The sequence below is a fragment of the Grimontia sp. NTOU-MAR1 genome (genome assembly GCF_035758505.1).
GTDB classification, from domain to species: Bacteria; Pseudomonadota; Gammaproteobacteria; order Enterobacterales; family Vibrionaceae; genus Enterovibrio; species Enterovibrio marinus.
Window position 1 is genome coordinate 1,237,394 of the sequence record NZ_CP142108.1, and the last position, 14,052, is coordinate 1,251,445.

Annotated in this window: 12 protein-coding genes; 6 read left to right on the forward strand and 6 right to left on the reverse strand. The window is 48.0% G+C overall.

The window, feature by feature from the left end:
- Positions 1-81: 81 nt before the first annotated feature.
- Both clpA and clpS read right to left on the reverse strand, forming a co-directional pair.
- Positions 82-2,343, reverse strand: a complete 2,262-nt coding sequence (gene clpA / locus VP504_RS05690; protein WP_325893353.1) for an ATP-dependent Clp protease ATP-binding subunit ClpA — start codon at positions 2,341-2,343, stop codon at positions 82-84.
- A 58-nt stretch (positions 2,344-2,401) separates the two neighbouring features.
- Positions 2,402-2,722 carry an ATP-dependent Clp protease adapter ClpS gene (gene clpS, locus VP504_RS05695; RefSeq protein WP_325893354.1) on the reverse strand — a complete coding sequence of 107 codons (321 nt, stop codon included), beginning with the start codon at positions 2,720-2,722 and terminating at the stop codon, positions 2,402-2,404.
- An 814-nt stretch (positions 2,723-3,536) separates the two neighbouring features.
- Between clpS and cspD the strand changes: the two genes are divergently transcribed.
- A complete protein-coding gene (gene cspD / locus VP504_RS05700; RefSeq protein WP_325893355.1) occupies positions 3,537-3,758 on the forward strand; it encodes a cold shock domain-containing protein CspD in 222 nt (73 codons plus the stop codon).
- A 734-nt stretch (positions 3,759-4,492) separates the two neighbouring features.
- Here cspD and icd read toward each other — a convergent pair.
- Positions 4,493-5,740 (reverse strand): NADP-dependent isocitrate dehydrogenase, encoded by a 1,248-nt coding sequence (icd, locus tag VP504_RS05705; protein ID WP_325893356.1) that lies wholly within the window; start codon positions 5,738-5,740, stop codon positions 4,493-4,495.
- 223 nt (positions 5,741-5,963) lie between these two features.
- Here icd and VP504_RS05710 point away from each other — a divergent pair, with 223 nt between their 5' ends.
- The 5 genes from VP504_RS05710 (at position 5,964) to VP504_RS05730 (ending at position 11,100) form a co-directional block, all read left to right on the forward strand.
- On the forward strand, positions 5,964-6,623 hold the full coding sequence (locus VP504_RS05710) for a pseudouridine synthase (protein ID WP_325893357.1): 660 nt from the start codon (positions 5,964-5,966) through the stop codon (positions 6,621-6,623).
- Between the two features lie 84 nt (positions 6,624-6,707).
- Positions 6,708-7,820, forward strand: a complete 1,113-nt coding sequence (mnmA, locus tag VP504_RS05715; protein ID WP_325893358.1) for a tRNA 2-thiouridine(34) synthase MnmA — start codon at positions 6,708-6,710, stop codon at positions 7,818-7,820.
- Positions 7,821-7,833: 13 nt separating this feature from the next.
- Positions 7,834-8,454, forward strand: coding sequence for a high frequency lysogenization protein HflD (hflD, locus tag VP504_RS05720; protein ID WP_325893359.1), 621 nt, complete (start codon positions 7,834-7,836; stop codon positions 8,452-8,454).
- A gap of 22 nt (positions 8,455-8,476) precedes the next feature.
- Positions 8,477-9,847, forward strand: a complete 1,371-nt coding sequence (gene purB, locus VP504_RS05725) for an adenylosuccinate lyase (protein ID WP_325893360.1) — start codon at positions 8,477-8,479, stop codon at positions 9,845-9,847.
- Positions 9,848-9,966: 119 nt separating this feature from the next.
- A complete protein-coding gene (locus VP504_RS05730) occupies positions 9,967-11,100 on the forward strand; it encodes a ribosomal protein uL16 3-hydroxylase (protein WP_062660838.1) in 1,134 nt (377 codons plus the stop codon).
- Between the two features lie 63 nt (positions 11,101-11,163).
- Here the strand turns inward: VP504_RS05730 and oppF are convergent, their stop codons facing one another.
- The 3 genes from oppF to oppC are packed head-to-tail and all read right to left on the reverse strand — an operon-like array spanning position 11,164 to position 14,048.
- Positions 11,164-12,159 carry a murein tripeptide/oligopeptide ABC transporter ATP binding protein OppF gene (gene oppF, locus VP504_RS05735; protein WP_062714050.1) on the reverse strand — a complete coding sequence of 332 codons (996 nt, stop codon included), beginning with the start codon at positions 12,157-12,159 and terminating at the stop codon, positions 11,164-11,166.
- Complete coding sequence (locus VP504_RS05740; RefSeq protein WP_002539140.1) at positions 12,159-13,124, reverse strand: ABC transporter ATP-binding protein; 966 nt, start codon at positions 13,122-13,124, stop codon at positions 12,159-12,161. Before VP504_RS05740 ends, oppF begins: the two co-directional genes overlap by 1 nt.
- 9 nt (positions 13,125-13,133) lie before the next feature.
- Entirely contained in the window at positions 13,134-14,048 is a 915-nt protein-coding gene (oppC, locus tag VP504_RS05745) for an oligopeptide ABC transporter permease OppC (RefSeq protein WP_442788895.1), read from the reverse strand.
- Positions 14,049-14,052: the final 4 nt, after the last annotated feature.

Consider the following 14,052-nt stretch of genomic DNA (forward strand, 5'->3'; position numbering starts at 1 on the left):
GTCTCGCGAACACAAAAAACCCGGCAATGCCGGGTTTTTGTCGTTTTACAAAACCGGACTCTAATGCGTCCGGTTTGATAGTTAGGCTGGCTCCATTTCGTCGCTGAAGCTGAACGTCAGTTTGTCGTTCTTCACGCCAACTTTGACCGTTCCGCCATTGACCAAACAGCCAAACAGCAGTTCGTTCGCCAAGTTCTTTTTCACATGCTCCTGCATGACTCGCGCCATTGGACGTGCGCCCATCGCTTTATCGTAACCTTTTTCTGACAGCCAGAGCTTGGCCTTGTCGGTCACTTCCAGCGACACGCCACGGGCATCCAATTGAGCCTGTAGTTCCACGATGAACTTATCCACCACCTGAAGAATAATGCTCTTATCAAGATGGTTGAACCAAATGATGTTATCGAGGCGGTTACGGAATTCAGGTGAAAATACCTTCTTGATTTCCGACATTGCATCATGGCTGTGGTCTTGTTGGATCAGACCAATAGACTTGCGTACCGTTTCAGTCACACCGGCATTGGTCGTCATTACAAGAATCACGTTACGGAAATCTGCTTTACGACCATTGTTGTCGGTCAGCGTACCATTATCCATCACCTGCAGCAGCAGGTTAAAGACGTCTGGGTGAGCTTTTTCAATCTCGTCCAGCAGCACCACACAGTGTGGATGCTTGATAACCGCGTCAGTCAACAAACCACCCTGATCGTAGCCAACATAACCCGGAGGTGCACCTATCAAACGGCTGACGGTGTGACGCTCCATGTACTCGGACATGTCGAAGCGCTGAAGTTCGATACCCATTGCGCGGGCAAGCTGCACTGTAACTTCGGTTTTACCTACACCAGTAGGACCAGCAAACAGGAATGAACCCACCGGCTTGTTTTCTTCACCAAGACCTGCACGGCTAAGTTTAATCGCTTCGCACAACGCACTGATTGCATCATCCTGGCCAAAGACCAGCATCTTGAGTTTCTGATCAAGCGACTGCAGAACATCGCGGTCAGTTGACGATACAGATTTCTCTGGAATGCGAGCCATCTTAGCAATCATGGCCTCAATATCACCCACACCAACCGTTTTCTTACGCTTACTGGCCGGAGCCAAACGACAGCGAGCACCAGCTTCATCGATGACATCAATCGCTTTATCTGGCAAATGACGCTCGTTGATATATTTGGCCGAAAGCTCAACCGCTGCACGGATCGCTTTGTTGGTATAACGCACTTCGTGGTGAGCTTCGTATTTGGGTTTCAGGCCCATCAGAATCTTGGTGGTGTCATCCAAAGATGGCTCAATCACATCGATCTTCTGGAAGCGACGTGCCAATGCACGCTCTTTCTCAAAGATGCTGCTGTATTCCTGATACGTTGTTGAACCAATACAACGGAGTTTACCGCTTGACAGCAAAGGTTTAATCAAGTTCGCGGCGTCGACCTGTCCACCGGAAGCTGCACCTGCACCAATGATGGTGTGGATTTCATCAATGAAAAGCACTGCGTGGTCTTCTTTTTCTAGCTGCTTAAGTATGTTCTTGAAGCGCTTTTCGAAATCACCACGGTACTTAGTACCTGCAAGCAGCGAACCAATATCCAAAGAGTAGATCACGCAGTTCTGAATAATCTCAGGAACCTGACCCTCTACGATACGCCAAGCCAGGCCTTCTGCGATAGCTGTTTTACCGACGCCAGCCTCACCCACCAGCAGCGGGTTGTTCTTGCGACGACGACACAACACCTGAATGGTGCGTTCCAATTCTTTGTCGCGACCAATCAATGGATCTATACCACCAACACGCGCCAACTGATTTAAGTTGGTTGCAAAATTCTCGAGCCGCTCTTCCCCGCCTTCAACGGCAGCTTCATCAGACGACAAATCCGCCCCTGGCAATTCTTCATCGCTGCTGGAAGATTTGGTTGTGCCATGTGAGATGAAGTTAACAACATCCAAACGGCTGATATCATTTTTCTTGAGAAGGTAAGCAGCATGCGATTCCTGCTCGCTGAAAATCGCGACCAATACGTTAGCACCACTGACTTCACTACGACCTGAAGACTGCACGTGGAAAACAGCACGTTGAAGGACACGCTGGAAGCTCAAGGTTGGTTGAGTTTCGCGGTTATCGTCGTCTACAGGGATAAGTGGAGTGGTTTGTTCAATGAATGCTTCCAGCTCTGTACGCAGAGCATCGAGATCCGCACGGCAAGCGAGTAATGCTTCTCTAGCCGCGACGTTTTCTAGAAGCGCCAGTAGCAGATGTTCAACAGTCATGAACTCATGACGTTTTTCACGTGCTCTTGCAAATGCCCCATTAAGGCTTGCTTCGAGTTCTTTATTTAGCATAAGGCACCTCCCTCAAATACCACATTATGGCGTGCCGGAGAAAAACCGGGGTTATGACTTAGGCTTTCTCCATGGTGCACAGCAGTGGGTGTTGATGTTCTTTCGCATGCATCATTACTTGTGCGACTTTCATCTCGGCAACTTCCGCAGTGAATACGCCACAAACAGCTTTACCTTCGTAGTGCACCGTAAGCATCAGCTGTGTTGCTTTCTCTATGTCCATCGAAAAAAACCGCTGCAACACCTCCACTACAAACTCCATGGGGGTGTAATCATCATTATTCAATACCACTTTGTATAATGACGGCGGTTTTACCTTGGTTTCTTCCGCTTCCTTTACATCAGAATCCGGAACTATCCATTCGTGCAATTTGCTCATAAGGGATTACAATCTTTAAGGTAGCTCAAGTGTTTCTTATAAAACAATTATTTATACGTCAGAATCATAGATTGAGACATCAAACACAAGAATCTCTACCACTATTTAAAACGTAATCCACAGATTGTATTCCAGCAACCGTTTCATTGCTACGGGCCGTTCACAATCGCCTGCTATTTCTTCACACAATTAGCAGTGATCATGCCCATCAAAACCAGACCGAGGTTATATCCATTCAATTTCACTTCAATATCTGGCAGTTAGTAAAACCCAATTGTCAGATTTTCCATACAGGAAAAATCAATTTTATTCAGTCTCACTTTTATTAAATCGTCTCGAAAGATGAAAACTTCATTTCTGAGATGAATGTTTGGTGATTTAGTATCACAAATGGAAATATAAGCTTGTTGGTGTATTAACACACCAATTCACAAGTGGACATTTTAGTGGCAAATTACTAGTTTTGAAGGGAATATTATTTGAAGTACGCTCACCTCTAATACCCATGAAGCATATATTCATTGATGGAGTCGCAAATCAACCCCATATATCAATCTCTTATTGAGTAAACTTTAGACCAATTAATGAAACCCTGTTTACAAAAATGATACCCATATCATCCTTCTGCCAGAACAATAGTCATTTTTATTAAAATGTTGTTATATGAGGGCTCATAGGCTTGACTGTCTAAATCTTTCTACTAGAGTGGGAATTGAAGTAAAAACATACCGCATCATTTACTCCTGAGTAACGTGATCGCACAGCTTGGTTTTACTTATAGTTATGCAATTTGAATGCAAGAGGGATGTTTCGCATGGCAACTGGTACAGTTAAATGGTTTAACAACGCTAAAGGGTTTGGGTTCATTTGCCCTGATGAAGGTGAAGGCGATATTTTTGCTCACTATTCCACCATCCAAATGGACGGTTATCGCACGCTTAAAGCTGGTCAATCCGTGAATTATGAAGTGCAGGAAGGTCCGAAAGGTTACCATGCCAGCCAAATCGTTCCTGTCGAGAATGAAGCTTTAAAATAATAGTGTTGCTTTGAACTTTTTCGCTGCCGGAAGGTCGAGAATTCAAAGAGCGGACGTCAAGTTCGCTCTTTCTTGTTTGAGCTAATAATCCTACGCCGCAACCCAATACCCTTTTAGTATCCCCAAACGACATCCTTAAGTTGTCTTTAGCGCCAACCTTTGAACCACAGCCGAAATAGTTATTACTAACTACTTGAAAATTAGTAATTAACCCCCGAATTGTCACTCAGTAAATCGTCAATAAAGTTTAAATTGCTTCATACCAGTGGCGTCAAGCGAAACAGGTGACTTGGGAGGCGTCTTAAAAACATCACCCTATCCACTAGCTCTGTTAGTCACTTTTTTCTATGCCTCTCTTATCGACAACCATAGTGAACGCTTACTCAAACCAAATCAGTATGGATTCACTCACAGCCAAATTTTGAGCTTACCGACCGAGGAGTAAATACCTACAAATTGCCATCGGCCATGTCTCTTCAGCAAGCAATGAGGTTCAGCAAACCTCAGTCACCGTGATTCAACCAATAAATAGACACTGCAGGTATGGCTAAATTCCTACTGACACCGACTGAAACTTGAACACAGAACAGCGAATACCCTCCGCTTTAGCTGGTCGGTGACGACTTTGACCCTGACCGCTTGCGTGTCTTGTCTGCACAGTTGATAAAAACTTAAATCCACTCTAAACGAACAAACCCGGCATAAGCCGGGTTTTCAATTGATAGAAAGCCAAATTACATTTGGTCAATCATGTCTTGCGCGAACTCAGAACACTTACGCAGGGTTGCGCCGTCCATCAGACGCTCAAAGTCATAGGTCACAGTCTTGTTGCTGATCGCTTTTTCCATTGAGCTGATGATCAGGTCAGCAGCTTCAGTCCAACCCATGTGACGCAGCATCATTTCAGCAGACAGGATCAGAGAACCTGGGTTCACTTTGTCCTGACCCGCGTACTTAGGTGCAGTACCGTGAGTTGCTTCGAACAATGCAATGCCGTCGCCGATGTTTGCACCAGGGGCAATACCAATACCACCAACCTGTGCAGCAAGCGCATCTGATACGTAGTCACCGTTCAGGTTCATGGTTGCAATCACATCGTACTCCGCTGGGCGCAGCAGGATTTGCTGCAGGAATGCGTCTGCGATAACGTCTTTGATGATGATCTCTTTGCCAGTGTTAGGGTTTTTCAGAGTCATCCAAGGACCGCCGTCCAGAAGCTCAGCACCGAATTCTTCTTTCGCTACCTCGTAACCCCAGTCTTTAAACGCACCTTCGGTAAACTTCATGATGTTACCTTTGTGCACCAGAGTCATCGAGTCACGCTCGTTGTCGATGGTGTACTGGATAGCAGCACGAACCAAGCGCTTAGTACCTTCTTCGGATACTGGCTTGATACCAATACCACACTCCTCGTCGAAACGGATTTTCGTTGCACCCATTTCTTCTTTAAGGAATTTGATCACTTTGTCTGCTTCTGCAGTGCCAGCTTTGAACTCAACACCCGCGTAGATATCTTCCGAGTTTTCACGGTAGATAACCATGTCAGTCAGTTCTGGTTGTTTCAGAGGGCTTGGCACGCCATCGAAGTAACGTACTGGACGTGCACAGATGTACAGATCCAGTTCCTGACGCAGTGCAACGTTCAGAGAACGGATACCACCGCCAACAGGGGTAGTCAGAGGGCCTTTAATAGCAACTTTGTATTCACGAATAAAATCCAGTGTTTCAGTCGGCAGCCACTGGTCTTCACCATAGACTTGCGTCGACTTCTCACCGGTGTAGATTTCCATCCAGGAGATCTTACGGTCACTGCCATAAGCTTTTTCTACTGCCGCGTCCACAACTTTGAGCATTGCAGGACTGACGTCAACACCAATGCCATCACCTTCGATGTAAGGGATAACTGGGTTGTTAGGAACGACCAGCTTGCCGTTTTCTACCGCAATTTTCTCACCAGCTGGTACGACTACTTTACTTTCCATTTAATTCTCCTAGCGTCCATTTGTTATCTTGCGCTGACCAAACAGAACAATTTTCTGTCGTACTATGATACGTTAACTTCGCCCTGTAGCACGTCAGTCAATTGTTCTGTCTGGTATAACATGCGGGCAAAAGAATACTGTAATTCCCGCAACACGCCAATCACATTATTCCATGTATAATACTAAGGTCTCATTTGTTACTAGACCTGATTGACACGACTTAATGACGTTTAAAACCACCCCTAATAGAGGCGCTAAATCGCCATCTTCAAAGCCGAATTTCCGACGCACCTCACGACGACGCAACGACAAGCCCTCGCGTCCGAAAGGGCCGACGAAAGTTATTCTATTCAATAAACCTTTCAACACCCTGACACAGTTCACGGGCGAGCAGGGGGATTCGACCTTGGCCGATTTCATTCCAGTGAAGGACGTTTATCCTGCTGGGCGGCTCGATAAAGATAGCGAAGGCTTATTGGTGTTGACGAACGATGGCATTTTGCAGGCACGCCTGACCCAGCCACAATCCAAGTCAGCAAAAATCTACTGGGTGCAGGTTGAAGGCGAACCATCCGAAGAATCCTTGAACGCGCTTCGTGATGGCGTAGAGCTTAATGACGGCTGGACACTTCCTGCAGGCGTGGAGGTCATGGCTGAACCTACTATTTGGGATCGCAATCCACCTATTCGACATCGTCCTTCCGTGCCAACAACCTGGCTAGCCATCACGCTGACAGAAGGCCGTAACAGGCAGGTTCGTCGCATGACCGCTGCAGTAGGTCACCCCACTTTGCGTCTGGTGAGATACAAAATGGGCAACTGGACCGTCGATGACTTGCAACCCGGTGAATGGCGTGAAGTACCACCGCCTGCACGCAATTAAATTGTGACTCATATCTCATCTGTAACCGCGTAAAGGTTTCTGTTAAACTCTGCCCCCGATTTTATTGGAGCTAGAAATTTCGTCATGTCAGATAACAGCAGCAAAAAAGTTATTGTCGGTATGTCCGGCGGCGTCGACTCCTCAGTGTCCGCCTACCTACTGAAGCAACAAGGCTATCAGGTAGAAGGCCTTTTCATGAAAAACTGGGAAGAAGATGATAACAACGAGTACTGTTCGGCAGCGGAAGATCTGGCCGATGCGCAGGCCGTGTGTGACAAGCTGGGAATCACCCTGCACACCATCAACTTCGCCGCAGAGTACTGGGACAATGTGTTCGAGCACTTCCTGACCGAATACAAAGCAGGTCGTACACCGAACCCAGATATCCTGTGCAACAAAGAAATCAAATTCAAAGCCTTCCTCGAGTTCGCCGATGAAGTGCTGGAAGCTGACTACATTGCAATGGGTCACTACGTGCGCCGCACTTTCCCAACTCAGGAAGGTGAAAAAGCGCAAATGCTTCGTGGTCTTGATAGCAACAAAGACCAAAGCTACTTCCTATATACACTGAGCCACGATCAGGTTGCACGCAGCCTGTTCCCAGTTGGCGATTTGGAAAAGCCAGAAGTTCGGCGCATTGCCGAAGAGCAAGATCTGATCACCGCGAAGAAGAAGGACTCCACTGGCATTTGCTTTATCGGTGAGCGCAAGTTCACAGACTTTCTGTCGAAGTACCTGCCAGCGCAGCCAGGCATCATTGAAACCGTTGATGGCGACGAGATTGGTGAACACCAGGGCCTGATGTACCACACTCTGGGTCAGCGCAAAGGTCTTCACATCGGAGGCCAAAAAGGTGGGAACGGCAACGAAGCGCCTTGGTATGTGGTTGATAAAGATGTTGAACGCAACGTTCTTATTGTTGCTCAAGGCCACGACCACCCTCGCCTGTTCTCAAAAGGCTTGGTGGCAGGCCAACTACACTGGGTAGATCGTGAAACGATTACCGAACCATTGAAGTGCACCGTAAAAACGCGATACCGCCAGCAAGACATATCATGTACCATCGAACCCATTGATGGTGACCAGATCAAAGTGATTTTTGATGAACCGCAATCAGCGGTGACTCCTGGTCAATCAGCGGTATTCTATAGCGGTGATGTTTGCCTGGGTGGCGGCATCATCGAACAGCGTATTTAAGGAGCACTCATCTGTGGCTAATACTTTGTTTGATCGTACCATCGCGTTCGCAGGTATCTGTCAATCCGTCAAACTGGTTCAGGAGATAGCACGCAAGGGAAGTTGTGATTACGACGCTCTAAGTGCCAGCTTGAACAGTATTATCCTCACGAATCCGTCTTCAACTTTGGAGGTTTTCGGCAATGAAGAAAACCTCACCATTGGTTTGAACACACTGATTAATGAATTAGATAACAGTCCGGGTGGCAGTGAGCTTACCCGTTATCTGATCAATCTCCTCGCGTTGGAACGCAAGCTGTCCGGTCGCCGTGACAGCCTTGCGCAACTTTCGGATCGTATCGAAACTGTCCAGCGTCAGGTCCAACACTTTGAACTGCTCGATGATCAAATGATCAGCAACCTTGCCAGTATTTACCTCGACACCATCAGCCCTCTGGGCCCACGTATTCAGGTAACCGGTAACCCTGCCCAACTGCAACAAACTGGCGTACAACACAAAGTACGCGCCCTGTTGCTAGCAGGTATCCGTGGCACTGTGCTTTGGCGTCAGGTAGGAGGCAAACGTCGCCACCTTATCTTTGGCCGCAAGCAAATGATCGAGCAAGCCAAAATCATCCTAGCCAGAAATTCGTAATATTTAATTCAGGAGAAAGCCCATGGAACTGTCAGCATTGACAGCTGTTTCACCGGTTGATGGCCGCTACGGGACGAAAACGATTGCGTTACGTTCTATCTTCAGTGAATTTGGTCTGCTGAAGTACCGTACTATCGTAGAAGTCCGTTGGCTGCAGAAGCTGGCTGCAACAGATGCCATCAAGGAAGTACCGGCATTCAGCGCAGACGCAAACGCACTACTCGACAAAATCGCTGCAGAATTCAGCGAAGAAGATGCACAGCGCATCAAAGAGATTGAGCGTACCACCAACCACGACGTAAAAGCGGTTGAGTATTTCCTGAAAGAAAAAGTTGCAGACAATGCAGAGCTGAATGCGGTTAACGAGTTCATTCACTTTGCATGTACCTCAGAAGACATCAACAACACCTCTCACGCCCTGATGCTTAAAGAAGCACGTGAGCAAGTAATCCTGCCAGAAATCCGCAACGTGATTGACGCGATTAAAGCACTGGCTGTTGAATACCGTGATGTTCCCCTTCTGTCACGCACCCACGGACAACCAGCTTCTCCATCGACTATGGGTAAAGAAATGGCGAACGTGGCGTACCGTATGGAACGTCAATACAAGCAAATCGAAAGTGTTGAGATTCTGGGCAAAATCAACGGTGCAGTAGGTAACTACAACGCACATCTGTCTGCATACCCAGAAGTTGACTGGCACCAATTCAGCGAAGAGTTCATCACTGAATCTCTGGGCGTCACCTGGAACCCGTACACCACGCAAATCGAACCGCACGATTACATCGCAGAACTTTTCGATGCGATTGCTCGCTTCAACACCATTCTGATCGACTTCGACCGCGACGTATGGGGTTACATCGCACTGGGTCACTTCAAGCAGAAGACCATTGCAGGTGAAATCGGCTCTTCCACCATGCCACACAAAGTTAACCCAATCGACTTTGAAAACTCAGAAGGTAACCTGGGGCTGGCGAACGCAGTATTCGGCCACTTGGCACAGAAACTGCCAATTTCCCGCTGGCAGCGTGACCTGACGGATTCAACCGTACTGCGTAACCTGGGCGTGGGCGTAGGCTATGCGAACATCGCTTACACCTCTACCCTGAAAGGTATCAGCAAGCTGGAAGTGAACCGTGAAGCACTTGAAGCTGAGCTGGACAAGAACTGGGAAGTACTGGCTGAGCCGGTACAAACCGTGATGCGTCGCTACGGCATTGAGAAACCTTACGAGAAGCTGAAAGAGCTGACTCGTGGTAAACGTGTAGACGGTGAAGGCATGCGTGCATTCATCGATGGTCTGGATCTGCCAGAGCATGAAAAAGAGCGTCTGAAAGAGATTACGCCAGCAAACTACATCGGTGATGCAATCAAGCTGACTGACGCGCTGTAATTTAGCGCTTCAGTCTGAAAGCCCGAATACGCCAGTGTTCGGGCTTTTTTAATGCACCTCGTTTATACCCATATAAGGGTATATACTCTCCCCCAATCCCAAGAAACAGCAATCCCACTATGTATCAGTTAAATTTTGATCTGAACGATTTCCTTACCCGCTTCTGGCACAAAGAGCCTGTTGTGATTAAAAACGGCTTCATCGATTTTGAAGACCCTATCAGCCCGGATGAAGTGGCGGGTCTGGCGATGGAAGAAGAAATCGATTCCCGTTTTGTGTCCAATCTGGATGGTAACTGGGAAGTTCAACATGGGCCATTTGAGAGCTTTGAAAGCTTCCCAGACACGCATTCCCAGCTGATTGTTCAGGCTGCCAACCATTGGCACCCGGGACCGCGCGCGTTATCCGAACCTTTCCGTGGTCTACCAAACTGGCTGTTCGATGACGTGATGGTTTGTCTGTCTATGCCGGAAGGCGGCGTGGGTCCACACATTGACCAATATGATGTGTTTATCTGTCAGGGCATGGGTAAACGTCGCTGGCGTGTCGGGGATAAAGGCGAATACAAGGATGCCAATCACAATACTGGCCTCCGTCAGATTGAAGGATTCGACCCGATTATCGACGAGATCCTCGAGCCAGGTGACATCCTTTACATTCCGCCGGGCTTCCCGCATGAGGGCAATACTATTGAAGTGTCACTCAGCTATTCGGTAGGTTATCGCTCGCCGAAGAAACAAGAGCTTCTCAACGGCTTTGCAGATTTTGTGCTGACCAATGAATTGGGTGACAAGCACTTCTACGATCCAAATATCCAAACCCGTGACGAGCACGGCATGATCCCAACAGCGGAATACAATGCGCTAAACGACATGCTGATGAAGCTGATCAACGATGAAGATGCCAAAGCACGATGGATGGGTGAGCAACTCAGTCAGTCTCGCCACGAGCTAGACATCATGCCAGCGGATCCACCATGGCAATCTGACGAGCTTCAGCAGTTTATGGAAGACGGTTTATATCTGGAAAAAGTGTCTGGTCTTAAAGCGCTTTACCACGAAAACAACCCTTCACTGGTTTTCATCAACGGCGAAACCATTGAACTGCCAGAAGGTTGTGAAGCGGCGGCAAAAGTCTTCTGTGACATGGAATACTTCTCGGGCGAAGATTTGGGTGCAATTGCTAACAACCCTGCCCTTTTGGCACTGTTGCTTGATTTCTGCAATCAGGGATTGTGGTACCCGCAAGCCTAATGCGCTGAAATCTAGAAATAAAAAAGCCTTCCGTTTGGAAGGCTTTTTCGTATCAGCTATCGGTTAAAGATGGACCTGCAGACAGGATACAGAATGCAAATCCGTCCCTGCCAGCCTTGGTTTCGTCTGTGAACACGCGTCTGTTGCTTGGGGGCAACGGGTACGGAATACACAACCTGAAGGTGGGTTCATCGGCGAAGGCAACTCACCTTCCAACAGTTGAATTTCCTTGTTCCGTTCTTTCACAGGATCCGGCACGGGAACCGCAGACATCAGTGCTTTGGTGTATGGGTGTTGCGGGTTGTCGAAAAGCGCTTTGCCCTCCGCAAGTTCCACGGCGTTACCCAAATACATCACCAGAACGCGATCAGAAATGTGCTTCACAACTGAAAGGTCGTGCGCGATAAAGATCAGGCTCAAGCCCATTTCTTTTTGCAGTTCTTTCAGCAGGTTTACTACCTGCGCTTGAATAGATACGTCCAGCGCAGAAACCGGCTCGTCACAGATCACCAACTTAGGTTTCAGGATGAGCGCGCGTGCAATACCGATACGCTGACACTGACCGCCTGAGAACTCATGCGGATAACGGTTAATCACGTTCGGCAGCAAACCAACACGGGTCATCATTGCTTGCACCTGCTGTTTTACTTCGTCCTTAGACAGTTCTGGATAGAAGGTTTTCAGAGGTTCAGCGATGATGTCGCCCACTGTCATTCGTGGGTTCAAAGATGCCAGGGGATCCTGGAAAATCATCTGGATTTCTTTGCGCTTCTCGCGCAGATCGTTTCCTTCCAGTTTAGTCAAATCCTGGCCCAACCAGACAACTTGGCCTTCCGTCGCCTGTACCAAACCAATCACGGCACGAGCAAAGGTGGATTTACCGCAGCCAGACTCACCCACGACACCTAGGGTTTCGCCTTCGTAAAGCTTTATGTCTACACCATCAACTGCTTTCAGCGCCGTTGGTTTAGCCCAAGGCCACACCGATGTTGATGCAATATTGAAGTGCACTTTCAGGTCTTCAATATCCAGTAGAAGTTTTTTATCCATTGCACCCATTACCAAGCCTCCTGATCAGAAAAACATGCGCGAAGACGTCCATCAGCAAAAGGCGTCAGGATAGGCGATTCGCTCTTACAGCGGTCACCAACGCGATGGCAGCGGTCCTGATACGGACAGCCCGGTGGCAGTTTCAGAAGGTTTGGCGGGTTGCCCGGAATAGTCGGTAGAATTTCACCTTCCGTATCAAGACGTGGAATCGCCTTCAATAGCCCTTCTGTGTATGGGTGGCTTGGCTTGTAAAAAATCTCATCGACCTTACCGTATTCCATGGTACGGCCCGCGTACATGACCAGCACTTTGTCGCAAGAGCCGGCGACGACGCCCAGGTCATGGGTGATCATGATGATGGCAGTATTGAACTCAGATTTCAGCTCGTTCAACAGCTCCATGATCTGCGCCTGTACGGTCACATCAAGGGCAGTCGTTGGTTCATCAGCAATCAGCAGTTTTGGTCGGCACAGTAGCGCCATCGCAATCATCACCCGCTGGCGCATGCCGCCTGAGAATTCATGCGGGTACATGGTGATACGCTTACGCGCTTCAGGAATTTTCACCGCTTCAAGCATGCGAACAGACTCTTCGAATGCTTCCGCTTTCCCCATGCCTTTATGAAGCATAAGAACTTCCATCAACTGGTCGCTGACTTTCATAAACGGGTTCAAAGAAGTCATTGGATCCTGGAAAATCATCGCGATTTGTTCCGCGCGGATTTTATTCAGTTCCTTCTCCGGAAGGTTCAGAATCTCATTACCTTCAAACTTGGCGCTACCGGAAACAACGCCATTTTTCGCCAGAAGACCCATGATAGAAAACACGGTCTGGCTTTTACCTGAACCTGACTCACCCACAATGCCCAACGTTTCGCCGCGGTCGAGTGAGAAGTTCAGGTCATTAACTGCGGTGACAGACCCATCCTGGGTTTTAAACTCTACGCGCAGATCTTTTACATCTAATAGGCTCATACTTCCCCCTTATCGATCCTTCGGATCCAGCGCGTCACGCAAACCATCACCCACATAGTTGAAGCAAAGCAGTGTGGTGACCATAAACAGCGTTGGGAAAGCCAACTGCCAGATAGCCAGTTCCATGGTTTGGGAACCTTCCTGCAACAGCGCGCCCCAGCTGGTCATTGGTTCTTGAACACCTAGGCCCAAGAAGCTCAGGAATGACTCAATCAGAATCATGGTTGGGATAAGCAGAGTTGAGTAAACCGCTACGATACCCAGCACGTTCGGTACGATATGACGGAGGATAATATTCTTGGTGCTAACACCACATACGTGTGCCGCTTCGATAAATTCCTTGTTACGCAAACTGAGTGTCTGGCCACGTACGATACGTGCCATATCCAGCCAGGCAATGGCACCGATAGCGACGAAAATCAGGAAGATATTACGCCCGAAGAAGGTCACCAGTACGATAACCAGGAACATGAATGGAATGGCATTCAGGATTTCCAGAATACGCATCATCACACGGTCAGTTCGGCCACCAATATAGCCAGAAGTAGCACCATAGATAGTACCGATCACAACAGCTACCAAGGCACCCATCAGACCAACCATTAATGAAATTTGGCCACCAACCAGCGTACGGACATAGATATCACGCCCCAGCGCATCGGTACCAAAAATATGGCCTTCTTCGCCGAAAGACGGTGCAGCGTGCATTGCATACCAATCGGTATCATCAAACGCATAAGTCGCGAACATTGGTCCAATCAATACCCATGCAGTGATACACATCAGAATGAAAAGACTGGTCATTGCAGCTTTGTTGCGCATGAAACGGATGCGCGCATCTTGCCAAAGGCTTCGACCTTCTACTTCCAGCTTTGCCGAGAAATTTTCGATAGCTTCGTTATTTTCTTCTCTTTTTATAATCATGATT

Excerpts from the sequence above, each read along its gene's own strand:
- VP504_RS05740 (WP_002539140.1), bottom strand. The coding sequence starts at position 13,124 with ATGAGCCTATTAGATGTAAAAGATCTGCGCGTAGAGTTTAAAACCCAG.
- clpA (WP_325893353.1), bottom strand. The coding sequence starts at position 2,343 with ATGCTAAATAAAGAACTCGAAGCAAGCCTTAATGGGGCATTTGCAAGA.
- icd (WP_325893356.1), bottom strand. The coding sequence starts at position 5,740 with ATGGAAAGTAAAGTAGTCGTACCAGCTGGTGAGAAAATTGCGGTAGAA.
- purB (WP_325893360.1), top strand. The coding sequence starts at position 8,477 with ATGGAACTGTCAGCATTGACAGCTGTTTCACCGGTTGATGGCCGCTAC.
- clpS (WP_325893354.1), bottom strand. The coding sequence starts at position 2,722 with ATGAGCAAATTGCACGAATGGATAGTTCCGGATTCTGATGTAAAGGAA.
- cspD (WP_325893355.1), top strand. The coding sequence starts at position 3,537 with ATGGCAACTGGTACAGTTAAATGGTTTAACAACGCTAAAGGGTTTGGG.
- mnmA (WP_325893358.1), top strand. The coding sequence starts at position 6,708 with ATGTCAGATAACAGCAGCAAAAAAGTTATTGTCGGTATGTCCGGCGGC.
- oppC (WP_442788895.1), bottom strand. The coding sequence starts at position 14,048 with ATGATTATAAAAAGAGAAGAAAATAACGAAGCTATCGAAAATTTCTCG.
- VP504_RS05730 (WP_062660838.1), top strand. The coding sequence starts at position 9,967 with ATGTATCAGTTAAATTTTGATCTGAACGATTTCCTTACCCGCTTCTGG.
- VP504_RS05710 (WP_325893357.1), top strand. The coding sequence starts at position 5,964 with ATGACGTTTAAAACCACCCCTAATAGAGGCGCTAAATCGCCATCTTCA.
- oppF (WP_062714050.1), bottom strand. The coding sequence starts at position 12,159 with ATGGGTGCAATGGATAAAAAACTTCTACTGGATATTGAAGACCTGAAA.